This window comes from Nonomuraea sp. NPDC005650 (assembly GCF_040605375.1).
Lineage (GTDB): Bacteria > Actinomycetota > Actinomycetes > Streptosporangiales > Streptosporangiaceae > Nonomuraea.
In genome coordinates, this window is record NZ_JBEXCR010000005.1 from 128,519 (window position 1) to 152,741 (window position 24,223).

The 24,223-nt window shown below is 71.9% G+C and carries 22 protein-coding genes; 13 read left to right on the forward strand and 9 right to left on the reverse strand.

What is annotated here, in order from left to right:
* The first annotated feature begins 45 nt into the window (after positions 1-45).
* The 3 genes from ABZS69_RS10365 to ABZS69_RS10375 are packed head-to-tail and all read left to right on the forward strand — an operon-like array spanning position 46 to position 2,974.
* Positions 46-942, forward strand: coding sequence for a sulfotransferase (locus tag ABZS69_RS10365; RefSeq protein WP_355369365.1), 897 nt, complete (start codon positions 46-48; stop codon positions 940-942).
* Positions 939-1,820: a glycosyltransferase gene (locus tag ABZS69_RS10370; RefSeq protein WP_355369367.1), complete on the forward strand. Its 882-nt coding sequence runs from the start codon at positions 939-941 to the stop codon at positions 1,818-1,820. The genes ABZS69_RS10365 and ABZS69_RS10370 overlap by 4 nt, the downstream gene beginning before the upstream one ends.
* Positions 1,817-2,974: a WecB/TagA/CpsF family glycosyltransferase gene (locus ABZS69_RS10375; RefSeq protein ID WP_355369369.1), complete on the forward strand. Its 1,158-nt coding sequence runs from the start codon at positions 1,817-1,819 to the stop codon at positions 2,972-2,974. The genes ABZS69_RS10370 and ABZS69_RS10375 overlap by 4 nt, the downstream gene beginning before the upstream one ends.
* Here ABZS69_RS10375 and ABZS69_RS10380 read toward each other — a convergent pair.
* The 6 genes from ABZS69_RS10380 to ABZS69_RS10405 are packed head-to-tail and all read right to left on the reverse strand — an operon-like array spanning position 2,964 to position 9,558.
* A complete protein-coding gene (locus ABZS69_RS10380) occupies positions 2,964-3,950 on the reverse strand; it encodes a sulfotransferase (RefSeq protein WP_355369371.1) in 987 nt (328 codons plus the stop codon). The two genes, ABZS69_RS10375 and ABZS69_RS10380, sit on opposite strands and share 11 nt — an antisense overlap.
* Positions 3,947-5,203 (reverse strand): polysaccharide biosynthesis C-terminal domain-containing protein, encoded by a 1,257-nt coding sequence (locus ABZS69_RS10385; RefSeq protein WP_355369847.1) that lies wholly within the window; start codon positions 5,201-5,203, stop codon positions 3,947-3,949. Before ABZS69_RS10385 ends, ABZS69_RS10380 begins: the two co-directional genes overlap by 4 nt.
* On the reverse strand, positions 5,200-6,045 hold the full coding sequence (locus ABZS69_RS10390) for a sulfotransferase (protein ID WP_355369849.1): 846 nt from the start codon (positions 6,043-6,045) through the stop codon (positions 5,200-5,202). Before ABZS69_RS10390 ends, ABZS69_RS10385 begins: the two co-directional genes overlap by 4 nt.
* Positions 6,046-6,050: 5 nt before the next feature.
* Positions 6,051-6,950, reverse strand: a complete 900-nt coding sequence (locus ABZS69_RS10395; protein ID WP_355369373.1) for a hypothetical protein — start codon at positions 6,948-6,950, stop codon at positions 6,051-6,053.
* Positions 6,947-8,290, reverse strand: coding sequence for a hypothetical protein (locus ABZS69_RS10400; RefSeq protein WP_355369375.1), 1,344 nt, complete (start codon positions 8,288-8,290; stop codon positions 6,947-6,949). The genes ABZS69_RS10395 and ABZS69_RS10400 overlap by 4 nt, the downstream gene beginning before the upstream one ends.
* On the reverse strand, positions 8,287-9,558 hold the full coding sequence (locus ABZS69_RS10405) for a Wzz/FepE/Etk N-terminal domain-containing protein (protein WP_355369377.1): 1,272 nt from the start codon (positions 9,556-9,558) through the stop codon (positions 8,287-8,289). The genes ABZS69_RS10400 and ABZS69_RS10405 overlap by 4 nt, the downstream gene beginning before the upstream one ends.
* A 294-nt stretch (positions 9,559-9,852) precedes the next feature.
* Here ABZS69_RS10405 and ABZS69_RS10410 point away from each other — a divergent pair, with 294 nt between their 5' ends.
* On the forward strand, positions 9,853-10,890 hold the full coding sequence (locus tag ABZS69_RS10410; RefSeq protein ID WP_355369379.1) for a hypothetical protein: 1,038 nt from the start codon (positions 9,853-9,855) through the stop codon (positions 10,888-10,890).
* Here the strand turns inward: ABZS69_RS10410 and ABZS69_RS10415 are convergent, their stop codons facing one another.
* From ABZS69_RS10415 to ABZS69_RS10425, 3 genes are all read right to left on the reverse strand, one after another.
* Positions 10,891-11,826, reverse strand: a complete 936-nt coding sequence (locus tag ABZS69_RS10415) for a sulfite exporter TauE/SafE family protein (protein ID WP_355369381.1) — start codon at positions 11,824-11,826, stop codon at positions 10,891-10,893.
* The gene (cysC, locus tag ABZS69_RS10420; RefSeq protein ID WP_355369383.1) at positions 11,823-13,037 is read right to left on the reverse strand and encodes an adenylyl-sulfate kinase; all 1,215 of its coding nucleotides are present in this window, start codon (positions 13,035-13,037) and stop codon (positions 11,823-11,825) included. The genes ABZS69_RS10415 and cysC overlap by 4 nt, the downstream gene beginning before the upstream one ends.
* A gap of 70 nt (positions 13,038-13,107) precedes the next feature.
* Positions 13,108-13,827 (reverse strand): methyltransferase domain-containing protein, encoded by a 720-nt coding sequence (locus ABZS69_RS10425; RefSeq protein ID WP_355369385.1) that lies wholly within the window; start codon positions 13,825-13,827, stop codon positions 13,108-13,110.
* A gap of 170 nt (positions 13,828-13,997) precedes the next feature.
* Here ABZS69_RS10425 and ABZS69_RS10430 point away from each other — a divergent pair, with 170 nt between their 5' ends.
* The 9 genes from ABZS69_RS10430 (at position 13,998) to ABZS69_RS10470 (ending at position 24,130) form a co-directional block, all read left to right on the forward strand.
* Positions 13,998-14,252 (forward strand): signal peptidase I, encoded by a 255-nt coding sequence (locus ABZS69_RS10430; RefSeq protein WP_355369387.1) that lies wholly within the window; start codon positions 13,998-14,000, stop codon positions 14,250-14,252.
* A gap of 107 nt (positions 14,253-14,359) precedes the next feature.
* Positions 14,360-17,848 (forward strand): transcription-repair coupling factor, encoded by a 3,489-nt coding sequence (gene mfd / locus ABZS69_RS10435; protein WP_355369389.1) that lies wholly within the window; start codon positions 14,360-14,362, stop codon positions 17,846-17,848.
* Positions 17,849-17,877: 29 nt separating this feature from the next.
* Positions 17,878-18,480: a SurA N-terminal domain-containing protein gene (locus ABZS69_RS10440; protein WP_355369391.1), complete on the forward strand. Its 603-nt coding sequence runs from the start codon at positions 17,878-17,880 to the stop codon at positions 18,478-18,480.
* Between the two features lie 3 nt (positions 18,481-18,483).
* On the forward strand, positions 18,484-19,422 hold the full coding sequence (locus tag ABZS69_RS10445) for a MazG family protein (RefSeq protein ID WP_355369393.1): 939 nt from the start codon (positions 18,484-18,486) through the stop codon (positions 19,420-19,422).
* A 91-nt stretch (positions 19,423-19,513) separates the two neighbouring features.
* Positions 19,514-20,791 carry a phosphopyruvate hydratase gene (gene eno, locus ABZS69_RS10450; RefSeq protein ID WP_355369395.1) on the forward strand — a complete coding sequence of 426 codons (1,278 nt, stop codon included), beginning with the start codon at positions 19,514-19,516 and terminating at the stop codon, positions 20,789-20,791.
* A 91-nt stretch (positions 20,792-20,882) separates the two neighbouring features.
* Positions 20,883-21,302 (forward strand): septum formation initiator family protein, encoded by a 420-nt coding sequence (locus tag ABZS69_RS10455; protein WP_355369397.1) that lies wholly within the window; start codon positions 20,883-20,885, stop codon positions 21,300-21,302.
* A 187-nt stretch (positions 21,303-21,489) separates the two neighbouring features.
* The gene (locus ABZS69_RS10460; RefSeq protein WP_355369851.1) at positions 21,490-21,921 is read left to right on the forward strand and encodes a DUF501 domain-containing protein; all 432 of its coding nucleotides are present in this window, start codon (positions 21,490-21,492) and stop codon (positions 21,919-21,921) included.
* Complete coding sequence (locus ABZS69_RS10465) at positions 21,912-22,859, forward strand: Ppx/GppA phosphatase family protein (RefSeq protein WP_355369399.1); 948 nt, start codon at positions 21,912-21,914, stop codon at positions 22,857-22,859. Before ABZS69_RS10460 ends, ABZS69_RS10465 begins: the two co-directional genes overlap by 10 nt.
* A 173-nt stretch (positions 22,860-23,032) precedes the next feature.
* The gene (locus tag ABZS69_RS10470; RefSeq protein WP_355369401.1) at positions 23,033-24,130 is read left to right on the forward strand and encodes a hypothetical protein; all 1,098 of its coding nucleotides are present in this window, start codon (positions 23,033-23,035) and stop codon (positions 24,128-24,130) included.
* Positions 24,131-24,223 lie beyond the last annotated feature (93 nt).

Genomic DNA, 24,223 nt, shown 5'->3' on the forward strand with positions numbered 1-24,223 from the left:
ATAGGGTCTTCGCGTTCCGTGTTCACGACGTGAAGGCCCTTTTTCGTGACCGACCGCGAAAGCACCACCCGGGTCATCTACCTGGGCGGCCTCGGGCGCAGTGGCACCACACTGCTCGAGCGGCTCCTGGGCGAGCTGCCGGGGGTGGTCGCGCTCGGCGAGGTCGTACACCTCTGGGAGCGGGGCGTGCTCGCGGGGGAGCTCTGCGGGTGCGGGGTGGCCTTTCCCGACTGTCCCTTCTGGCGGCAGGTGGGGGAGCGGGCGTTCGGCGGATGGAGCCCGGCGCTGGCGGGGAAGATCCTCACGTTGCGGCGCCGGGTCGACCGCACTCGCCGGATCGCCCGCATCGCGCATGCCGACCTGGCCGAGTACGTGCGGGCCTACCGGCTCCTGTACGAGGCCGCGGGCGCGCCGGTCGTGATCGACTCCAGCAAGCACGCGTCGCTGGCCTGCTGCCTGGTCGCCGGCGGGGTGGATGTACGGATCGTCCACGTGGTCAGGGACCCGCGCGCCGTCGCCCACTCCTGGGCCAGGACGGTGCCGCGCCCCGAGGACGGGCGGCCCATGACCCGGTGGCGGCCCGCCCACACGGCCGTCCACTGGACGGCCCAGAACGCCGCTCTCGAGCTCCTGCCAGGGCGCGGGGCCCGCGTCACCAGGATCCGCTACGAGGATCTCCTCGCCGCGCCGGGGCCCACGCTCACCTCCCTGGCGCTCGGGCTCGGCCTCGCGGAGCCCGACCTGCCGTTCCTGGAGGGCCGTACGGCCTGGCTCGGGCCCTCCCACACCGCGTCCGGCAACCCGATGCGCTTCCACGTGGGGCGGATCGAGCTGCGCAGGGACGACTCGTGGGTGACGGACCTGCGCGACGGCGACCGCCGGGTGGTGAACGCCCTCACGTGGCCGCTCAGGGCCCGCTACGGCTACCAGGGGACCGCATGACCCCGTCGGTGGGCGTGGTGATCCCGACCCGGGGCGACCGTCCGGCGCAGCTGCGCGAGGCCGTGGAGTCGGCGCTGGCCCAGAGCTACCCGGGGCGCCTGTCCGTGGTGGTGGTCGCCGACGGCGCCGCGCCCGGGGACATCGAGGTGCCGGCCCCCGTCCGGGTCCTGCCCAACACGCTCACCCCGGGCCTGCCCGGCGCCCGCAACACCGGCATCGCGGCCTGCGACACCGACCTCGTCGCCTTCTGCGACGACGACGACGTGTGGCTGCCCGGCAAGCTCGCCGCCCAGACGCGGGCGCTCGGCGAGCGCGGCGGCGAGTTCGCGAGCTGCGGCATCGAGGTGGAGTACGGGCACCGCCGCGTGCCCCGGCTGGCCGGGTGCGACACGGTGACGGCCGACGACCTGGTCCGCTCGCGCATGGTGATGGTGCACTCGTCGACGTTCCTGTTCGAGCGCGGCGCGCTGCGGGTGGACGAAAGCGCCCCCCACGGCCAGAACGAGGACTGGGACCTGGCCCTGCGCGCCGCCGCCCGCCGGCCGATCACACACGTGGACCGCCCGCTCGTCCGGGTGCGATGGGGCGGATCCCACTATGTCGCCCGATGGGCGGACCGCATTGCCGGGCTCGACTGGATGCTCGCCCGGCACCCCGAACTGGCCGTGGACCCGCGCGGCGCGGCACGGGTCTACGGCCAGCTGGCCTTCGGCCACGCGGCGCTCGGCCACCGCCGCGAGGCCGTCCGCTGGGCCCTGCGCGCCATGGGGACCCGGGTCGGGGAGCCACGCGCCCCGATCGCCCTGGCGGTGGCGGCCGGACTCATCTCCGCGCCGGCGGTTCTTTCCGCCCTTCACCGTAGGGGGCACGGCATTTGACTCGTTCCGAGACCACCACACCGCACGTCCCGCTCCAACGCCTTCCCGAGGGAGTGCCGGCGGACCCCACCCTGCCGCACGACCCGCCACCGCTCGACGCTTCCTCGGACGCACCGGCGAACGCCCCGTCCGGGCGGGCGCCGGCCTCTGAGGGACGCGCGGAGGAGCGGGGGGCGGCCGAAGCGGCGGTGGACACCGAGGGGCCGCAGCCGGGCACGCCGCTCGCGAATGGCACGTCCCGAGACCCGGCTTCGTGCGACGCGGCCGGGCAGGCACCGGCTCCTGGGGGTGCGCCCGCGGGTGCCTCGGCCGGGTGGGTGACGGGTCGGGGCGACCGGTCGAGCGGGTGGGCAGTCGGCGCCGAGGAGGCGCGGGCGGAGGCGACCCGTCGCGAGTGGGATCGGGTGTGGGTGGGCGGGATCGGGGTGGACGCGCTCACCGAGGACGAGGTGGTCCGGTGGGTGGAGACCGAGCTGGAGGCCGGCCGGGGCGGGCGGATCGTCACCCCGAACGTCGACATCTGCCGCGCCGCCGCCACCGACCCCGCGCTCAGGGAGCTCGTGCGCACCGCCGAGCTGGTGGTGGCCGACGGGATGCCGCTGGTGTGGGCGGCCAGGCTGCTCGGCACCCCCGTGCCCGAGCGGGTCACGGGCGCGGACCTCATCTGGTCGCTCAGCAAGCTCGCCGCCCGCCGGGGCTGGCCCGTCTACCTGCTGGGCGGTCCGCCGGGCGTGGCGCGCAGGGCCGCGCAGGAGCTCACGAGCTGCCATCCCCGGCTGCAGGTGTGCGGGGTCCACGCGCCGCCGTACCACTTCGACACCACCGCCGCGGGGAGCGCGCGCGTCCGGAGGATGGTGGCCGCGGCCCGGCCGAGGGTGGTGTTCGTCGGGCTCGGGTTCCCCCGGCAGGACCGGCTCATCGCCGACCTGAGGGCGGAGATGCCCGAGGCGTGGTTCGTGGGGTGCGGGGCGGCGATCTCGTTCGCCGCCGGTACGGTCTCCAGGGCGCCGGAGTGGATGCGCAGGGCCGGGCTGGAGTGGGCGTTCCGGCTGGGCTGCGAGCCGGGGCGGCTGGCGCGCCGCTATCTGGTCGACGACCTGCCGTTCGCGCTGCGGCTGCTGGGGAGCTGCCTGGTCGGTCGCCTCACGAGGTGAGGGCGCGGACCCGGGCGGCGTCGTCCGGGCTGAGCCCTCGGGCGGCGTCGTCGAGCGCGCGGCGGGAGTCCATGGGGCGGTAGGCCGTACGCGACAGGCCCGACCAGGCGAACCCCGCGCGGGGCAGGCCCGGCCAGGAGAAGCCCGCGCGGGACGAACCCGGCCGGGCGACCCCCGTGGTGACCCCTGTGGTGACCCCCGTGGTGACCTCTGTGCCCGCCCCGGACGGTCCCGTGCAGGCTCGCGCGATGCGGTGTTCGGCCGCGGGTGTCCATGGCAGGTCCGCGTAGGCGTACAGGCTGCGGAAGCCGGTCAGCGGGTCGGCGGCCAGCGACTCGTACGAGGTGACGCGGACGCCGGGCGTGCGGTCCAGGATCGCGCGGGTCGCCCGCCACAGCGCGGCCGCCTTGGCGACGCGGTCCTGGGAGCCGACGAGCGCGCGCAGCTCCAGCAGCTCGGGGTGGTCGCGGACCAGGAGCGGCTGTTCGAGCAGCTCGTGGAAGTAGACCGTCCACCCGAGCCGCTGCCAGCTCGCCACGAACGACACCGGGTCCCGCACCAGCGCGATCACCCGGCAGCCCAGGGCCGCGGCGAACCAGCCCGCGCTCAGCACCGCGAACGGGTCGTCCAGCAGCGCCCGGCGGCCCGTCAGGCGGCCCAGGGCGAAGGCGGTGCCGTAGCGCAGCAGGCGGGCCAGGTCGTACGGGGAGCGGTTCGCACGCAGCTCGGAGAGCCAGCGGTAGCGCAGGGCCACCGTGTCGCGGAAGGCGGGCAGCCAGCCGGCGGCGTTGTCGTCGCAGATGTACTGGAACCGGTGGGTCACGGTGGCCCTGAGCACCCCCGGGCAGCGGCCGGGCGGGTGCTGCGGGTTGAGCGGCTCGTTGACGTAGACCAGGTCGCCGCCGGCCGCGAGCATCTTGCCGGTCCAGCTCGTGCCGCTCCTCGGCAGGCCGGTCACCAGGACGGGCGCCGTCACACGATTCTCCCCGCGCGGAGAGCGGTCAGGGTGTGGCGGCCGAAGGGGTGGAGTCCGTAGCGGCGGTGGAGCTGCCACAGCGGGAGGAGGTTCTTGACGAGCACGCCGCCCGACCAGCCGATGACCGCCCCGAGCGCGCCGTGGACGGGGATCAGGGCCACGTCCAGAGCCACCGTGCAGGTGATCGCCGCCAGCAGGTTGAACAGGCTCGTGCCCGTGTGCCCGGCGGCCGTCAGCACGACGTCCACCATCCCGCAGGCCGTCGCCACCATCATCGTGCCCGCCAGCACGAGCGCGACCGGGGCCGCGGACCCGTACGTGGGGCCGAAGAGCCGCAGCAGCCACGGCGCCAGCGCCGCGTACGCCAGCCACACCGGCCACGTCAGCAGCACCAGCCAGATCGTGGCGGTCTGGTACAGCTCGCCGGCCCGCTGCCGGTCGCCGTTCGCGAGCGCGCTCACCATCCGGGACTGCACGGCCTGCGCCAGCCCCTGGTTCGCGAGCTGCCCGACCACCTTGAACCGGGTGGCGGCCGTGTAGACGGCGGCCTGCGCGGGCCCGCCGAGCAGCGCGACGACCACGATGTCCAGCCGCTGGAACACCGCCTGGATCGCCCCCGCGGCCGACCGGGGAGCCGTGTGCCGCCACAGGTCGCGAACCGTTCCGGGCAGGTACGGGGTCCGCGGCACGCGCCCCCGCAGGGCCGCCCAGGCGATGACCGCCACCAGCGCGTACGGCGCCCCCCACGCCACCGGCAGCCACGAGGTCGCCCCCGCCACGGCGGCGCAGGCGACCAGCGCGAGCTGGGAAACGGGCACCAGCAGCCCGTCCACGAGCACGGTGGGCCGCATGGACCCGAACCCCCGCGTGGCGGCCAGCAGCACGTCCCCCACCACCATGACGGGCAGGATCGCGGCGAGCGGGCCCAGCCGCGGGTACAGCACGGCCCCCGCGAGGCAGGAGGCCGCCACGCAGGGCACCAGCGCCGCCCGGATATATCCGGATATGCCGACGTAGTCGTAGGTCTTCGCCCGTGCGATGAAGAACACGAGCCCGTTCCCCGCGTCCAGCTTCGCGATCCCCGCCGCCATGAGGGCGATCGCGGTGACCGTGAAGAACGCCCCGGCGTCGGCCGGACTGAACGCCCGGGTCACGACCACCACGAGCATGAACTGCGCGACCGCGCTCGAGCCCGCCCCCAGCACCCCCGCGATGCCGCCACGCCGCAGCCGCCGGTCGGCGACCGCGGTCATCGCCGCCACGAAGGCTCACCGCCCAGCCACCGCACGAGCCGGGCGTCGTACGGCTCGAAGTGGTCCCGCAGCTCCCGCGCCAGCCCGCGCGGCACCGGTCGCGGCAGGGCACGCCCGTTGTGCCGCTCGAACAGCGGATAGCCCAGATGCGGCACGCCCAGGAACTCCAGCACCCGGTCATAGGCGGTCTCCGGCTCGGCGAAGAACCGGTGGCTGTCGAGCACCAGGATCCGCCCGGGGCCGACCAGGGCCTCCAGCCGGTCGAGCTGGTCGGCGTAGCGCCCGCGGGCCACGTACGCGTGGTGGCGGTGCGAGTGGTGCTGGGCGGAGGGCGAGTCGCGCAGCACCTGTTCGGCCCCTGCCAGCCGCTCGGGCTCCAGCGCGATCGCGTGCTCCAGGAGCGACTCCGTCTCGTAGCCCCTGGCCAGCTCGTGGGCGTGGGCCGAGCAGGCGCGCGCCACCGGATCGCGTACCAGCACGATCAGCCGCACCCCGGGTAGATCGGTCGTGATCCGCTCCCCGGCCAGCGGATGGAACAGGTAATAGGGGGACGACTCGAACGCCAGCGCCCGCGAGCCGTACCGGTGTTCGACCAGGCCGGCGCTCATCCGCAGCGGGAAGTGCGCCTGGTACCAGTGCAGCCCGCGCGCGTAGCCGACGTCGAAGTAGTGGACGCCCTTGTGCAGCACCGGCTTGAGCAGCAGCGGATGCTGGGCCAGCGCCCGGTACAGCGAGGTGGTGCCGCACCGCTGCGCCCCCGCGATCAGGAACGACGGCAGCACCCGCGCCCCCGACGTGATCCTGCCCGTGGCGCGGGACAGCGACAGCACCGACCGTTTCATGGTCCTCACGTGAGCAGCTCCTCGTGGTCGACGACCGGGCTGAGCCAGGTCTCCGGCGGCCCGAGCGGCGCGTGCCCGTCGGCGGCGTGCCGGTCGGCCAGCGCGATGAGATAGCGCAGCGCGCTCTGCCTGGCCACCGCGTCCGACACCCCCAGGGGGCCGAGCTCGCGGGCGGCCCGCGCCACGCAGGCCCGCGCCGCGACCGGCGGGGACATCCGGCGCAGGGCCCGCTGGAAGAAGTGGTGCACGAGGTCGAAGCCGTAGGGCACGCCGATCTCGTACCGCTCCCAGTCCCACACCAGCAGCCGCCCGTCGCGGGACGGGGACATGTTCCACGGCGCGAGATCCCCGTGCCAGGCCGCGCCCGGCCCCCCGGTGGCCGCGATCTCCTTGACCGCGTCGAGCAGCAGCCGCCTCGGCACCCGGCCGCGCCGCACCGGCAGCGGCGACATCGCCAGCACCGACAGCCCCCGCCAGGAGCCGTGGTGCAGCACGGCGGGCGGCCTCACCCGCTCCAGCGGCAGCCCGGCCAGCCTGCGCAGGGCCGCCGCCTCGGCGGTGATCAGCGCGCGCGCCCGCGCGCTGTCGCCGATCTTCACGAACGCCAGCAGCCGCCCGCCCGAGCGGGCCTCCAGGATGGGCTTGCGGTTGGCCCGCACGGCCGGCCGCACGTGCAGAACGGTCTCCACGGGACGCCCGAAGACCTCCCCGAGGTACGCGGCGATGGACCCCTCGCCCGGCACGATGACCGAGGACCACGGGTGCCACCAGCGGCGCGGCACCATCCGCCGGGGCACGGCGTTGTGCGGCAGCACGGTGTACCGCCGGGGCGACCCCGACCCCGGATACAGCAGCCGCACGGTCTGATCGAGGTAGTCGAGCCGGATGGCGGCGTCGCTGCTCATGGCCGAGCCCCGCTCGGCGTGGCGTGATGGATGTCCTCGCTTCGCTGCGGATCCATTGCACACGTGATTTCCCCCCGACTGTTCCGCCACAACAGGGCGAACGAGATGAGATAGAGGCTGAGGGGGGTGACCAGGCCGTCGTAGATGAACATGTAGAGCAGCACCAGGCCCATCACCAGCACCCCGGCCAGCCCGATCGGGCTGCGGTCGGCCCGGTGGCGCCGGATCGCGCCCACGAAGAACGTCACGTAGAGCGCGGCCCCGGTGAAGCCCTGCGTGATGATCAGCAGCCAGAGCTGGCCGTCGCTGCCCAGCGGCGGGTGCCCGCAGCCCTCGCACCACTGGGTCCGGCCCGTGGTGATGGTGCGATGGTTGCCCATGGCGTTGCGGGTGTTGCCGTACCCGATGAGCGGCGAGTGGCCGGCGGCGGCGACGGTGGCCGTCACGGTGAAGGCCCTGATGTCGTTGGAGTGCGGCCGGTCCAGCCGCTGCGCGACCAGCGGCGCGAGCGGGCTCAGCGCGAACGCCACCGCCCCCGCCGCCACGGCCCCGCAGAGCGCCACCCTGGTCCGGCCCCCCACCCGGACGATCAGGTACGCGACGGCCAGGCCGAGCCCGATCCACAGGCCGCGGTTGAGCGAGTAGACGACGGGGATCGCGGCCAGGGCGATCACGGCGGCCACGAAGACCTTCTGCCGCCGTCCCCCGTACACCCACCACCCGACCACGAACCACACCAGCAGCACCGACACGTTGCTGCCCCACGCGTTGGCCCACTCGAACGGCGCCTCCGGCCTGGGGGAGGCGAAGCCGAGCACCTTCTGCGTCTGGGCGGCGGTCGGGTGGATGAGGTTCTGGACGAACGAGTTCGAGCCCACCCAGTCGGGCAGCAGCAGCTCCACCGGCGAGGTGAACGCGAACGAGGGGGCGAACACGCCGAGCAGCCCGCCCGCGACCGTCGTGACGAACAGCACGCCGAGCATCCGCACCAGGCGCAGCTGCGGCAGCTCGCGCTCGGTGAGGTTGCCCAGGTAGAGGACCATGATCAGGATGGCGGTGTAGAGCGCCAGCCGCATGGCGTAGCCGACGACCCGGCCCGGGCCGATCTCGCCGTACGTGCCCGGCGGCATCTCCGACAGCATGAGCCCGCTCACCAGGTAGCCGGCGAGCAGCAGCAGCCACAGCCCGAACCCGCGCGGCACCCTGATCGGCCGGCGCCGCCACAGCACCACCGCCATCGGCACCGCGACCACGATCACCGACAGCCCGCCGAACCCCAGCGCCCACCACACCGGATAGCCGACGAGCAACGCCGCGATCGGCCACGCGGGCCCTCTCACGTCGGCTGGCCGGGGCGCCGGGGGTGCATGTGCATGGGCGTGGTCTCGCCCAGCTCCAGCTCGCCCGTGGCGACGAGCTTGCCGAGCGGGGTGTGCGTGCGCGGCTCCAGCAGCGGCACGAACGACGGCAGCGCGTCGGTCGCCGTCACCACGCCGATGACGGGCACGTCGTGCCTGGCGAGCCGGCGCACGGCCGCCGCGACGTGGACCGAGGTGGCCCGGCCGAGCCCGACCAGCAGCAGCGCGGCGTCCGCCCTGGACAGGTCGCGGACGTCGGAGCCGTCGAGCACGGTCAGCGGGATGCTGACGGGCACCGGGTCGCCGGACTCCTCCAGGTCGGGCGGCAGGGTGCGGACCAGCAGCCGCTTGCCGGGGCACGCGGCGACCGCGGCGCAGGCCAGCTCGTGGGCCGCGCCGGGCTCGCGCGGGCCCGACAGGTCGCCCAGCACGGGCAGGCCGGTCAGCCGCTCGACGTCGGCGGCCGAGCGCAGCCGCCGGTCGAGGCGGTCGCGGAGGTAGGCGGCGGCCGAGCCCGCGAGCAGCCCGGCCATGAGCCCGGTGCCGAGGTAGAGGGGCAGGCTGGGCGAGCTGGGCGCGGCCGGCGGGACGGCCTGGCTGATGATCGTGCCGGGGGTCACCGCGACCGTCCTGAGCGCGTCGTACCTCAGCGCGAGGCCGGCGGCCTGCCGGTTGAGCACGCTCTCCCGCTGGGCGGCGATCGTGTGCTCGGGCGTGGTCTTGGACAGCGTGGCGAGCTGCTTGATCACCGTGTCGAGCGTGGTGTTGACCTGCTTGAGCTTGCCCAGCACCACCTGCTGCTGCGCGGTCAGCGCGGCCAGCGCGCTCTCGCGGCGGTTGGCCAGGTAGGCCTGGGCGTACGCGCGGGACTGGGCGGCGGCGACGCCGGCGTCGGCGGCCGTCACCGAGATCCACAGCACCGCCGAGTTGGGCGGCACCGAGACCTCGACCGGCTCGGGCGTCTCCACCTGCAGCGTCCTGGCCGCCCGCGCCGCGACCACGGCGGACTGCGCGACCTGGGCCTCGGTGTCGAGGTTGAGCGCCTCGCGCTGGCGGTTGGTCACCTGGTTGGCGGGCTCCTGCGGGCCGACGGGCACGACCAGCACCTGCGTGGTCGCGGTGTAGGCGGGCGGCGTGAGCCGCATGAGCGCGAGGCCGGCCGTGCCGCCGAACACGACGCAGCCCACCAGCAGCAACCATCGCCTGCGCAGCAGCGAAAGGTGCTCGTCCAGGTCCGTGCCGGAGCTCATGGGGAGGGTCTCCTGGAATTGCGTCGAGATGTGCGCCCACTATAGGGCGGATGATTATCAGCCAAGCCTAATACCCAAGATTTTCTGCAGAAAGGCACGAGGCAAAGACCTTAAAAAAGGAAATGTCCGGAAAATTCCTTGGGCGATACACCCCTCGCGAGCTGGCGAGACCCGGCACACTTGCTGAAGTTCCAGGAACGGCTCGGCAAGGATCGGGTTTGATAGGCGAGGGTCGTTCGACGAGGGGGTTGAAAGGCTTTGCAGCTACGGGGAATTTCTCATAACACCATCAACGTGGCGCTCATTCTGGCCGTTATCGCGGTGCTCGCCGCCTGCTCCACGGCGGAGGGTTCCAACGCGCGCGCGCCCGTAGCGATCAAGGAAGCCGCGGGCTCGCCCTCCTGCACGGCCACCTCCAGGCTCATCCCGTCGTGCGGCGCCTGGTGGGGCATCGCGCCGGAGGTCTTCACCGGCGCCCCGCTGGACCAGGCCCTGCACAGCGCCGAGGCGCGCATGGGCGCCGCCGCCGACGTGGTGCACGTCTACCACCGGGGCAGCGAGCTGTTCCCCACGCCCGCGGAGATCAGGCTGGCCCGCGATCCGGCCAGGCCCCGGCTGCTCATGGTCAACTGGAAGCCCTCGTTCGACCACACCTGGGCCGAGATCGCCGACGGGGCGCTCGACGCCAGGATCGACCGGCTGGCCGGATATCTCAGGCGCACCTTTCCCGAGCGGTTCTTCCTCACCCTGCACCACGAGCCGGAGAACGACGTCGACGAGTCGTCGGGCTCGGGCATGCAGGCCACCGACTACGCGGCCATGTTCCGGCACGTCGTGCTCAGGCTGCGGGCCGAGGGGGTGAAGAACGCCGTCATGGTCATGACGTACATGGGGGCGCCGAACTGGGCGGCCGAGCCGTGGTTCGAGGACCTCTACCCGGGTGACGACGTGGTCGACTGGGTGGCCATGGACCCGTACGCCGACAGCCGGGTCGCGGACTTCGAGGGCCTGGTGAACAAGACCCGCAAGGAATATCCCGACTGGCCGGGGTTCTACCGGTGGATGCAGGCGCGCTTCCCCGGCAAGCCGGTCATGGTGGCCGAGTGGGGGGTGTTCGAGCGGAAGGACGACCGGACCTTCAAGCGGGCGTTCTTCGAGTCGGTGCGGCGGCAGATCAAGCGGTATCCGCAGATCAAGGCGCTGCTGTACTTCGACTCGCCACAGGCGCCGCGCGGCGACACGAGCTTCGACGCCGGCTCTGGGGCCGACCGGGCGTTCAGCGAACTGGCTCGGGATCCGTACTTCCGCTCGACGCCCGTGCCCCGGCCGTAACTATGGCCTCCACTCCGCGGAGGCGGCTCGGTCGCTGGCGAGTCGTCGCCTTCCCTCGTCGCTCTGGTCGCTACGCTCCCGCCGCTCCTCAGTCCAGGCGACGACGCTCCCTCGCACCCGCCACCCCGCGACCGTGACCACCGTGGCGGCCACGAGGGCCCAGGCGGTGATGGTGTTGCTCACGTCCAGCAGTTTGAGCGCGGAGGCGAGCAGGACGATGGCCAGCAGCGCCCTGATGAAGCCGCCCGGGGCGCGGGAGGAGATCCGGGCGCCGAGGTAGACGCCCGGGATCGAGCCGATGAGCAGCGACAGCGTGAGGTCGAGCTGGAAGTCGCCGAACAGCAGGTGCCCGAGCGCGGCGGAGGCCACCAGCGGCACGGCCTGGACGAGGTCGGTGCCGACGAGCTGGTTGGCCTTGAGCGCCGGGTAGAGGGCGAGCAGGGCCACGATGATCAGTGACCCGGATCCGACCGATGAGACCCCTACGACCAATCCGCCTACCATACCGACCAGTAGGGTCGGAATTGGGCGCACGACGATCTCGTGGGCGCTCGACGTGCCTCCCCGCGAGCCGAGCCAGCTCTTGAGCGCCATGCCGGCCACGGCCAGCAGGAGCGCCACGCCGAGCGCGTACTTCACCGCGTCGGTGACCGCGAACGCGCGGGCCAGGAACACCCCGCAGAAGGCGGTCGGCACCGAGCCCGCGCACAGCCAGCCGACCAGGCGCAGGTTGACCGTGCCCCGGCGCAGGTGCACGACGCCGCCGACCGGCTTCATCACGGCCGAGGCGACCAGGTCGCTGGAGACCGCGGCCAGCGGCGGGACGTTGAAGAACAGCATCATCATCGGCGTCATGAGAGCCCCGCCGCCCATCCCGGTCAGCCCGACCACGATCGCGACGAGGAAGGACCCGAGGATCAGGGGGAAGTCGATCAACGGACCCAGCCTCCGGACCGCAGCGTCCCCAGAACCTGGGAGACGGCCGCGTCGATCGAGAGGTGTGTGGTGTCGATCACCAGCTCGGCGTCGTCCGGCTCCTCGTAGGGGTCGGAGACGCCGGTGAACTCGGGGATGAGGCCGGCGCGCGCCTTGGCGTACATGCCCTTGCGGTCGCGCCGCTCGCACTCCTCCAGCGGCGTCGCGACGTGCACGAGCAGGAAGTCGGCCCCGACCGACTCGACCATCTCGCGCACCTCCTCGCGGGTGGCCGCGTAGGGGGCGATGGGCGCGCAGATGGCCAGGCCGCCGTGGCGGGCGGCCTCGGCGGCGACGAAGCCGATGCGGCGGATGTTCAGGTCGCGGTCGGCCTTGGAGAATGTCAGGCCCTTGGACAGCAGGTGGCGCACGACGTCGCCGTCGAGGTAGGTGACCGTGCGGCTGCCGAGCTCCAGCAGCGCGTCGCGCAGGCCGCGGGCGATCGTGGACTTGCCGGAGCCGGACAGGCCGGTGAAGAAGACCACGAGGCCGCGGCGGTGCGGCGGGCCGGGGATGTGCACGGGGTCGGGGCCGGCCAGGTGCTCGGTGGCGCCGTAGGCGGTGGCGACGTGCTCGCGCAGCTCCAGGTCGATCTCGGGCTCCTCGCGGGGCGCCAGCGGCACGGAGACGACGATCGTGTCCTCCGGCAGCTTCTCCTTGGCGCGCAGCGCGGCGCGGACGATCGCGGGGCCCGGCTCGCCGTACGAGAGGGGGAGGAGCATGATCACCGCGTCGAGCTCCTTGGCGGTGGCGACGATCTCGGAGAGGTCGTCGAGGGGGCCCCGCATGGTCACGGCGAGCGCGGGACGCCCGGCGAGCTCCGCCCTGGCCTCGGCCGGAGTGCGCCGCAGGCGCGCGAACGGGCCGTGTTCGGGCGTGCCGAGGCCCTTGACCGGCCCCGAGGTCAGCCCGTCGGGCTCCTGGGCGGCCACCGTGAGGGCGGCCAGCGGCAGGCCCTCGGGGTCGAGCAGCGTGACCTCGTCGCCGGGCGAGAGCTCGGCGGACACGTGGAGCGTGACGGGCGCGGGCCACGGCGTGCCGTCGGCGAGCGTGCCGCGCTCGTGCACGGAATGGAGGTCATCGTGGCCCAGGAACCCGCTCAGCGGCTCGAAGGCACCCGAGAGCAGCAGCTCGAGGTCGGCCAGCTCGCGCGCATCGGGGGTCCACTCCACGGCTCCAACATCCCAACTATTCCGATTGAATTGGTAGGGATGGAGTCTACCGATTGATGCAAGTGTGCCGCTAGAGGACCCTGGCGAAGTGGTGTTGCGGTTTCCTGATGACCATGGTGATCTCGTCGTGGGTGGCAGGATAGCGGCCGTTGGTCAGCCTGGCGGCCAGCGCGACCGCGGCGCCGGTGAGCTTGCGACGGCGGGCCGGGCCGCTGGTGTTCCGCCGGTCGTCGGTGATCATGAGACCCCGGCTGAGGCAGAACGCGTACATGCCGTCGCCCGACGCCAGCGGCTCGTACACGCGGGGCAGCGGGCCCGGGGTGCCGGGGGTGACGAGCAGGCGCCAGAACATGCGGCGCAGCAGCGACGGCGTGATCCGGTCGAGCAGCCCGTAGGCGGACTTGCGGTCGCGCATCCGCAGCAGCACCAGGCCGCCCGGGCGCAGCGACTGCAGCAGCCGGTCGAAGACCAGCTCCGAGTGCTTGATGCGCTCCAGCAGGAAGGACAGCTGGATCACGTCGTACGACCTGGGCGGCAGCGGCACGCACCGCAGGTCGCCCAGCGACCACGACACCAGGTCGGCCCGCTCCTCGAGCACCGCCCTGATGGCGGGATGCTCCTCGTCGGCCCCGGTGGCCCTCGTCTCGATCCGCTCCAGGTCGAGCGGCTCGTCGTGGGCGCACCCGGCGACCAGCACTTCGAGTCGTCTGCCGGGCATCCCGGACCAGTGCTCGCGAACCCGTTGACCGAAGAGGTCGCCCCGCTGGGCGACCGATCGCACCTCAGACATGTCACCTACAGTAATCACTCGTGCGGTTTCAGTAAGCCATTTCCTCGCTAGCATCCTTCCCCGTGAGCGGCGAGGTTTACATCGGAAATGCCGGCGTCGATGCGGCCATGGACCGGGGCTGGCTGCTGGGTCATTTCAAACCCCTCGGAGACCCAAGGCACAGTGACGACGTGGAGATCAAATGGGGGGTGCACCAGCCCGGCGAGGAGCGGGCGGAGTGGGTCAAGGGGGAGGCGCGCACGGCCCTGCTGGTGCTGATCAGCGGCCGGTTCCGGGTGGAGCTGCCGGGTCACAGCGTGCTGCTGGCCGAGCCGGGCGACTACGTGGTCTGGGGTAAAGGCGTCGACCATTCGTGGCGCGCGGAGGAGGCCTCGACCGTGCTCACCGTCCGGTGGCCCTCCGTGCCTGGTTATCGGGTCCAGTAAGTCGGGGGCGGCCGAGTTATGCCTGCGAGTACCCTTGGAGGGAACCCCCGCGACCTGACCCGGCCGGGGGTAGTCGTGTTGCCGTCGTGGGGCTGTGGGCGTATCTGATGAGTCTTTCCGGGCTACTTGACCTTGTTCGCGCCGACCCGAAGCTGACCGCCGCTCTCGAAGAGGGCGGCGACGTCGCGCTGATCGCGCCGTCCGCGCTGCGGCCGTTCGGCGTGGCCACGCTGGCCGCGCACGACCAGCGGGCCGTGCTGGCGATCACCGCGACGGGCCGCGAGGCCGAAGACCTCGCCGCCGCGCTGACCAGCCTCATCGAGCCCAGCTCTGTGGCCGTGTTCCCGGCGTGGGAGACGCTGCCGCACGAGCGCCTCTCGCCGCGCAGCGACACCGTGGGGCAGCGGCTGGCGGTGCTGCGGCGGCTGGCGCACCCGGTCAAGGGCGACAGCGCGGCCGGGCCGCTCAGCGTGGTCGTGGCGCCCATCAGGGCGCTGCTGCAGCCGATCGTGAAGGGGCTCGGCGATCTGGAGCCCATCAGGCTGCGCGCGGGCGACGACGCCGACCTCGACGAGGTCGTCGACCGCCTGGTGACCAACGGCTACCACCGCGTCGACATGGTGGAGAAGCGCGGCGAGGTGGCCGTGCGCGGCGGGCTGCTCGACGTGTTCCCGCCGACCGAGGAGCACCCGCTGCGGCTGGAGTTCTGGGGCGACACGGTCGAGGAGATCCGCTGGTTCAAGGTGGCCGACCAGCGCTCGCTGGAGGCGGCCGAGGACGGGCTGTTCGCGCCGCCGTGCCGCGAGCTGCTGCTGACCGGCGAGGTCAGGGCGCGGGCGCGGGAGCTGGCCGAGGAGCACCCGGCGCTGGCCGAGGTGCTCGACCAGCTCGCCGAGGGCACGCCGGTGGAGGGCATGGAGGCGTTCGCGCCTGTGCTGGCCGGGGAGATGGACCTGCTGCTCGACCACCTGCCGGTCAGGTCCGCGGTGTTCGTGTGCGACCCCGAGCGGATCAGGGGGCGGGCCGAGGAGCTCGTACGCACGTCGCAGGAGTTCCTGGAGGCCTCCTGGATCAACGCGGCGGCCGGCGGCGAGGCGCCGATCGACCTGGGCGCGGCGGCCTTCCGCACGCTGGAGGAGATCCGCGACCACGCCGACGCGCTGGGCCAGCCGTGGTGGACGATGGCGCCGTTCGGCGGCGGGGTCGAGCTCGACGCCCAGGACTCCGAGGCCTACCGGGGCGACACCGCCAAGGCGCTGGCCGACATCAAGGGCTGGCTGGCCGACGACAAGGCCGTCGTGCTGCTCAGCGAGGGCCACGGGCCGGCCGAGCGGATGGTCGAGCTGCTCAAGGGCGTCGACGTGCCCGCCAGGCTGCGGCAGTTCCTGGACAAGGCGCCCGAGCCCAAGGTCGTCCACGTCAGCACGGGCCTGATCGAGCACGGCTTCATCACGCCCAACCTGGCCGTGCTCACCCACCTCGACCTGGTCGGGCAGAAGGCGTCCACCAAGGACATGCGGCGGCTGCCGTCGCGCCGCCGCAACATGGTCGACCCGCTCCAGCTCAAGGTCGGCGACCACGTGGTGCACGAGCAGCACGGCGTGGGCCGCTACGTCGAGATGGTCCAGCGCACGGTCCAGGGCGCCACCCGCGAATACCTGGTGATCGAATACGCCAAGGGCGACCGGCTCTACGTGCCCACCGACCAGCTCGACGAGGTCACCCGCTACGTCGGCGGCGAGGCGCCCACGCTCAACCGCATGGGCGGCGCCGACTGGGCCAAGGCCAAGTCCCGGGCGAAGAAGGCGGTCAAGGAGATCGCGGGGGAGCTGATCAGGCTCTACTCCGCCCGCATGGCCTCGCCGGGCCACGCGTTCGGGGACGACACGCCGTGGCAGCGGGAGATGGAGGACGCCTTCCCGTACGCGGAGACCGGCGACCAGCTCGAGGCCATCGACGAGGTCAAGCGCGACATGGAGCGCGGCGTCCCGATGGACCGGCTGATCTGCGGCGACGTCGGCTACGGCAAGACCGAGATCGCGGTGCGGGCGGCGTTCAAGGCGGTGCAGGACGGCAAGCAGGTGGCCGTGCTGGTGCCGACGACGCTGCTGGTCCAGCAGCACATGTCCACCTTCACCGAGCGGTTCTCCAGCTTCCCCGTCACGCTCAAGCCGGTCTCCCGGTTCCAGACCGACGGCGAGGTCAAGGGCACGCTCGAAGGGCTCAGGTCGGGCGCCGTCGACGTGGTGATCGGCACGCACCGGCTGCTCAGCCCGGAGGTCCGGTTCAAGGACCTGGGGCTGATCATCATCGACGAGGAGCAGCGGTTCGGCGTCGAGCACAAAGAGGCGATGAAGCACCTGCGCACGCAGGTCGACGTGCTGGCCATGTCGGCCACGCCGATCCCGCGCACGCTGGAGATGGGCCTGACCGGCATCCGCGAGATGTCCACGATCCTCACGCCGCCGGAGGAGCGGCATCCGATCCTCACGTTCGTGGGGCCGTACGAGGAGAAGCAGATCGGGGCGGCGATCAGGCGCGAGCTGATGCGCGACGGCCAGATCTTCTTCGTGCACAACCGGGTGGCCTCGATCAACCGCGTGGCCGCGCGGCTGCGCGAGCTGGTGCCCGAGGCGCGCGTCGCGGTGGCGCACGGGCAGATGAACGAGCACCAGCTCGAAAAGATCATGGTGGGCTTCTGGGAGCGGGAGTACGACCTGCTGGTCTCCACCACGATCGTCGAGTCCGGGCTCGACGTGCCCAACGCCAACACGCTGATCGTGGACCGGGCCGACAACTACGGCCTGTCGCAGCTGCACCAGCTGCGCGGGCGCGTCGGGCGAGGCAGGGAGCGCGGTTACGCGTACTTCCTCTACCCGCCGGAGAAGCCGCTGACCGAGACCGCCCACGAGCGGCTCGCCACGATCTCGCAGCACACCGAGATGGGCGCGGGCATGTACGTCGCCATGAAGGACCTGGAGATCCGCGGCGCGGGCAACGTGCTCGGGGCCGAGCAGTCCGGGTTCATCGCGGGCGTCGGCTTCGACCTGTACGTGCGGCTGATGGCCGAGGCCGTGCAGGAGCAGAAGGCCAAGCTCGAAGGCGGCGAGGCGCGGGAGGAGCAGCCGGACGTCAAGGTCGAGCTGCCGATCAACGCCCACATCCCGCACGACTACGTCACCTCCGAGCGGCTGCGGCTGGAGGCGTACAAGCGGATCGCGGCCATCGCCACCCCGGACGACATCGGCGGGGTGCGCGACGAGCTGACCGACCGCTACGGCAAGCCGCCAGCGGAGGTGGAGAACCTGCTGGAGGTGGCCAGGTTCCGCATCAAGGCGCGCCAGGCCGGGCTCACGGACGTCACGCTGCAGGGCCAGAACATCAAGTTCGGCCCGGCCAGGCTGAGGGAGTCGCAGCAGGTCCGGCTCGACCGGCTCTACAAGAAGGCGATATACAAGCAGGCGGCCGAGACGCTGCTGGTGCCCGTGCCCAAGACCAAGCCGCTCGGCGGGCAGCCGCTTCGCGATCTCGACCTGCTCAAATGGTGTGGTGACCTGGTCGAGGCGATGTTCCTTGAGCCAGCGCGGGTAAGCTAGCGGCGGTTTTCGGTCGGAAAGGGACGCACGTGAAGTCGATACGAGTGGCTGTGGCCGCCGCCGCGGTGGGCATCGCGCTGACCGCCTGCTCTTCCCCCATGCAGGCCGGCGCTGCGGCCGTGGTGGGCAAAGAGCGCATCTCGACGAGTCAGCTCAACAGGGAGACGGACGCCTACCGCGCCGCGCTGAAGAGGAACAATCTGGACGAGACGGCGCTCGGCGTGCCGGTCACCCAGTACGTGCTCCAGCGGCTGGCCGACATGAGCGCCGCCAAGCAGTTGCTCGCGCGCAACAACGTGCAGGTGACCGACAAGGAGATCGACGCCAAGCTCCAGGATCCCGGCCAGTACCAGTCGCCCGACATCAACCTCCTGGCCCTGGGCGTCGCGCCCAGCTACGCCCGCGAGTACGCGCGCACGGCGGTCGGGATGGGCAAGCTGCAGCAGCAGGCCGGTCAGGGTGGGCTGGACAAGCTCCGCCAGGACTTCGCCCAGATCAAGACGATCTTCAACCCCCGCTTCGGCGTGGTGAACACCAACCCGTCGCAGGAGAACCCGTCGCTGTTCGTGGACGCCGGCAGGTTCGGCAAGGCCACCCCGCAGCAGGCTCAGCAGCCGCAGCAGCAGGGCTGACCCGTGCCGCTGACCGTCGTCACCACCTCGCCCAGGGTCCCGCCGGGCCTGCTGAGCCACCAGGCGTGGCAGGTGCTGCGCTCGGGTCCGGTGCTGACCGGGTCCGCCGCGCATCCGCAGCTGCCCTACCTGGCCGAGGCGGGGGTGACGGTCGAGGTCGTGGAGCCCGACCCGGGCGGGCTGGCCGCGCGGGCGGTCGGTGAGAGCGTCGTATGGCTCGCGTCGGCCTCCGAGAAGGAGGACGAGGAGTTCATGCGCGCGGTGGGGCACGCCGCGATCGCGCTGGAGGAGCCGCCGCTCATCGAGGTGGTCCCGGGCTCGTACGACCTGCCGGGGGCGCGGGTGCTCGACCTGGTCGCCGTGATGGACCGGTTGCGCACCGAGTGCCCGTGGGACCGCAGGCAGACGCACGAGACGCTGGTGCCGTACCTGCTCGAAGAGGCGTACGAAGTGCTGGAGACCATCGAGCAGGGCGACTACCCGGCGCTCCGCGAGGAGCTGGGCGACCTGCTGCTCCAGGTGGTCTTCCACGCGCGGGTGGCCGAGGGCTTCGACATGGACGACGTGGCGGCCGGGATCGTCGAGAAGCTGGTGCGCCGCCATCCGCATGTCTTCGGCTCGGTACGCGTGGAGAACGCCGACCAGGTCAGCGACAACTGGGACGCGATCAAGGCGGCCGAACGGGCCGCCAAGGGCCGCGAGTCGGTGCTCGAAGGCGTGCCGATGGGGCAGCCGGCGCTGTCGCTGGCCGCCCAGCTCCTTCGCCGGGCCGAGCGCGCGGGGGCGCCCGACGCGCTCGCGGCGGCGGTCGGGCAGGGGGTGGCCCGGGAGCTGTTCGACCTGGTCCGCCGGGCGGGCGAGGCCGGCCTCGACGCCGAGGCCGAGCTGCGGTCCGCCGCCCGCGCGTACCGCGACCGCGTGCGTGCCTGGGAATCCGCCTGACGCGTCCGCGGGGCGGTGACCGTGCGGTCCCGCATCGAGAGGTACCGATAGGCTCTGATGGCATATCGCCTTTCACTTAGGAGCGCATCCCGTGGCTACCATCGAGGTCGTATACGCCCGCGAGATCCTCGACTCCCGAGGCAACCCCACGGTCGAGGTCGAGGTCGTGCTCGACGACGGCAGCAACGGCCGCGCGGCCGTGCCGAGCGGGGCGTCCACCGGCCAGTTCGAGGCGGTCGAGCTGCGTGACGGCGGCAAGCGTTACGGCGGCAAGGGCGTGGAGAAGGCCGTCCTCGCCGTGACCGACGAGATCTTCGAGGAGATCAACGGCATCGAGGCCGAGGACCAGCGCATCATCGACCAGATCATGATCGACCTGGACCGCACGCCCAACAAGGCCAAGCTCGGCGCCAACGCCATCCTGGGCGTCTCGCTGGCCGTCGCGAAGGCCGCCGCCGACAGCGCCGACCTGCCGCTCTTCCGCTACGTCGGCGGCCCCAACGCCCACGTGCTGCCCGTGCCGATGATGAACATCCTCAACGGCGGCGCCCACGCCGACACCAACGTCGACATCCAGGAGTTCATGATCGCCCCGATCGGGGCGGAGACGTTCCGCGAGGCCGTGCGCGTGGGCACGGAGGTCTACCACGCGCTCAAGGGCGTGCTCAAGGAGAAGGGCTACGCCACGGGCCTGGGCGACGAGGGCGGCTTCGCGCCCAACCTGCCGTCCAACCGCGACGCGCTCGACCTGATCCTGGTCGCCATCGAGCGGGCCGGCTACGTGCCGGGCGAGGACGTGGCGCTGGCGCTCGACGTGGCCGCCTCCGAGTTCCACAAGGACGGCGTCTACACGATCGACGGCAAGGGCCTGTCGGCGCAGGAGCTGATCGAGTTCTACGCGGACCTGGTCGCCAACTACCCGCTCGTCTCCATCGAGGACCCGCTCGACGAGGAGGACTGGGCCGGCTGGAAGGCCATCACCGAGGCGCTCGGCGACAAGGTGCAGCTCGTGGGCGACGACCTGTTCGTCACCAACCCCGAGCGGCTGGAGCGCGGCATCAAGGAGGGCACCGCCAACGCCCTGCTGGTCAAGGTCAACCAGATCGGCACGCTGTCGGAGACCCTCGACGCCGTGGACCTGGCCCACCGCAACGGCTACAAGTGCATGATGAGCCACCGTTCCGGCGAGACCGAGGACACGACGATCGCCGACCTGGCGGTCGCGGTCAACTGCGGCCAGATCAAGACCGGCGCCCCGGCCCGTTCTGACCGGGTGGCGAAGTACAACCAGCTGCTGCGCATCGAGGAGCTCCTCGACGACGCCGCCCGCTACGCGGGTCGCGCCGCTTTCCCGCGCTTCCGGCGCTAGTTTCGAATACGGCGCGCGCGAGGCGGCTCGATCACCGGGCCGCCTCACGAATTGAGGCCAGAAGTGAGGCCATAGGCAGGGGGTGCAGCAATTGGCGAAGAGGCCGCAGCTGACCGGGCGGGCCGCCATCCTGGCCGTCGTGGTGTGCGCGATCGCGATGAGCCTGGCCTACCCTGTCCGCGAGTACATCAGCCTGCGCCGCAGCATCGCCGAGCATCGGGCGGAGAAGGCCAGGGTCGAGGCGGAGAAGCAGACGCTGCTGGCGCGCGACCGGCAGAGCGACGATCCCAACTGGATCAAGAAGACGGCCAAGGAACGGCTGCATTACTGCGGGCCCGGCGAGAAGTGCTACGTGGTGATGGACCAGCGGCAGATCAAGGAGCAGACGGCCGTGCAGCAGCAGCCGGCGCTGCCGCCGTGGTACCAGACGCTCTGGGAGTCGGTGGAGGCCGCCGACAAGGGCACCGGCCGCAGGGCCGTGACGGGGAAGGAAAGTGTTGGACAGTCCTGAGCGCAGGAGCTCGGCCCGAGAGAGCGAGGGACGAGTCAACGAGGGCCGAAGCGGGCGCGACCATGAGCGCGAGCGCAGGAGCTCGGCCCGAGAGAGCGAGGGACGAGTCAACGAGGGCCGAAGCGGGCGCGACCATGAGCGCGACGTCGAGACGGTGCGACTGCAGCTCGGGCGCCCGCCCAGGGGGATGCGCGAGGTGGCGCACCGCTGCCCGTGCGGCAACCCCGACGTGGTGGAGACCGCGCCGCGGCTGCCCGACGGCTCGCCCTTCCCGACTCTCTACTACCTGACCTGCCCCAAGGCGGCCTCGGCCATCGGCACGCTCGAAGGCTCGGGGCTGATGCGGGAGATGCAGGCCCGGCTGGCGACCGATCCCGAGCTGGCCGCCGCCTACCGCGCCGCGCACGACGACTACGTCGCCAGGCGCGACGAGGCCGCGAAGGAGGAGGGGCTGGAGCCGCTCCCGCGTGACATGCAGAGCACGGGCGGCATGCCGCTGCGGGTCAAGTGCCTGCACGCGCTCGTCGCGCACGAGCTGGCGGCGCCCGGTGCCAACCCGTTCGGCAGGGAGGCGCTCGACGCCCTCCCCGACTGGTGGAGTGACGGACCATGCGTGTAGCCGCCGTCGACTGCGGCACCAATTCCGTACGCCTGCTCATCGCCGATGTGGGCGACGATCTCATCGACGACGTCGACCGGCGGATGGAGATCGTCCGCCTCGGCCAGGGCGTCGACAGGACCGGCAGGTTGGCTCCTGACGCGCTGGAGCGCACGTTCAAGGCCATGCGGGTCTACCGGGAGCTGATCGACCGGCACGGGGCCGTCAGGACCCGCGTGGTGGCCACCAGCGCGACGAGGGACGCGGCCAACAGGCAGGAGTTCGTGGACGGGGTCCGCGAGATCTTCGGCGTGGAGCCGGAGGTCGTGTCGGGGGCCGAGGAGGCGGAGCTCTCGTTCGTGGGGGCGACCAAGGGGCTGGTCCGGCTGTCGCCGGAGACCGAGCTGCCGCAGGGGCCGCTGCCTCCGTACCTGGTGGTGGACATCGGCGGCGGGTCGACCGAGTTCGTGGTCGGCTCGGAGCACGCCGAGGCGGCGCTGTCGGTGGACATCGGCTGCGTGCGCCTCACCGAGCGGCACCTCAAGGACGCCGGCGACCCGCCGTCCGCGCCCGCGCTGGAGGCCGTGGTGGCCGACATCGAGGCGGCGCTCGACCGGGTCGTGGCGGAGGTGCCCGTACGGCGGGCCCGCACGCTCGTGGGGCTGGCGGGCTCGGTGACGACGGTCGCGGGCATGGTGCTCGATCTGCCCGCCTACGACTCGGCCAGAATTCATCACTCGCGGATTTCGGCCGGGCAGGTTCACGAGGTGACCCGGCGGCTGCTGGCGATGACCCATGGTGAGCGGGCCGAGGTTCCGGTCATGCACCCGGGAAGAGTGGACGTGATTGGCGCCGGCGCGCTAATTCTCGACCGGATCGTTCGCCGTTTCGCGTTTTCGCAGGTCGTGGTGAGCGAACACGACATCCTCGACGGCATCGCCTGGTCTATCGCCCGATAACTGAAGAAATCCGGACATTTCCGGTCTATGCATCGTGTTGAGCGTGCAATCAGTATTGTGCTTAGGTAAAGGGGCATTACGGGGGCTTTGCCATATTGCTGTGCACGGAAGGTGCCGGCGTGGCGACCGTTCCCGAGCGCGTCTCTTCCCTCAAAGGAATGGAGCACTCTCACATGATGTCTGTTGGGTTAGCACGTAAGGCGGCGGCGTTCGGTGCGTCCGCCGCGGTGCTGGCCGCCCTGGCCGCGGGCCTGGTCGCCAGCCCCGCCCAGGCGGCGACGGCCGCCAAGGCCGCTCCCAAGGTCGCGGTCTCCGCGCCCTCGGTGTCGGCGGGCGATTACGAGGGAGCCTGCCCGGTCAAGGTCAACTTCGCGACCAAGATCAAGGTTTCCGTCAAGGGCAAGACGGAGCTGGCCTACCGCTGGCTCCACGGCGACGGGTCCAAGAGCAAGGTCAAGGTGATCAAGCTCTCGGGCAAGGGCACCAAGTCGGTGACGGTGAAGCAGTCCATCACCTTCAAGGAGAGCGTCAAGGGCTGGGAGGCCGTTCAGGTCCTCGGTCCGAAGAAGGCCACCTCCAAGAAGAGCTACTTCTCCGTCTCCTGTCAGGAGCCCAAGGAGGTGCGTTCGCACCTCGACGTGTCGGTGTCGGCCCGCGCATGGGCCAGCCCCGACTCGTACGTCGGTTCCTGCACCCCCGGCGACAAGATCGGCTTCGTCGGCCTGATCCAGGCCAACCGCCCGGCGTGGGTCCGTTACCGCTGGATCCTCAACGGTGAGGTGGCCGACTACGGCAAGGTCAAGGTCTACGACACGCGCAAGGTCGGCTTCGGCATCTCCCCGCGGCACAGCCAGCGCGGCTGGGCGCAGCTGGAGATCCTGAGCCCCGAGGGCGTCTCCTCCAACCGGGCCTACTACAAGGTCTGGTGCAAGGACGAGGCTCCGGCCTCGCGGGTCTCCGCCGCCACCTCGGTGGCGACGACCACCGACTGCAAGGTCGGCGCGACCGGCACCATCAGCTCGACCGGCGCTGCCCGGGTCTCCTGGACCTGGTCGGTGAACGGCAAGCCGGTGTCCAGCGGCGTCAGCTACTTCGACCGGGACGGTGGCACGAAGAGCGTCGACTCGCTCTCCAGCACGCTGACCGGCGATGACGTCAAGGGCGGCAACGTCTCGCTGTCGATCTCGGGGCCGAACAACAGTGACGTCGTCACCAAGTCGTACGCCCCCTGCTCGGCTCCGGCCCCGGCCGAGCCCCCCGCGGCTTCCTGAACGCCTTCCGCGTCAGCAAGGCCGAGTGACTGACTGACAGCCGGGTGGCACCTCCGGGCGCCACCCGGTTTTCTTGTTGGCACTACTGCGCTT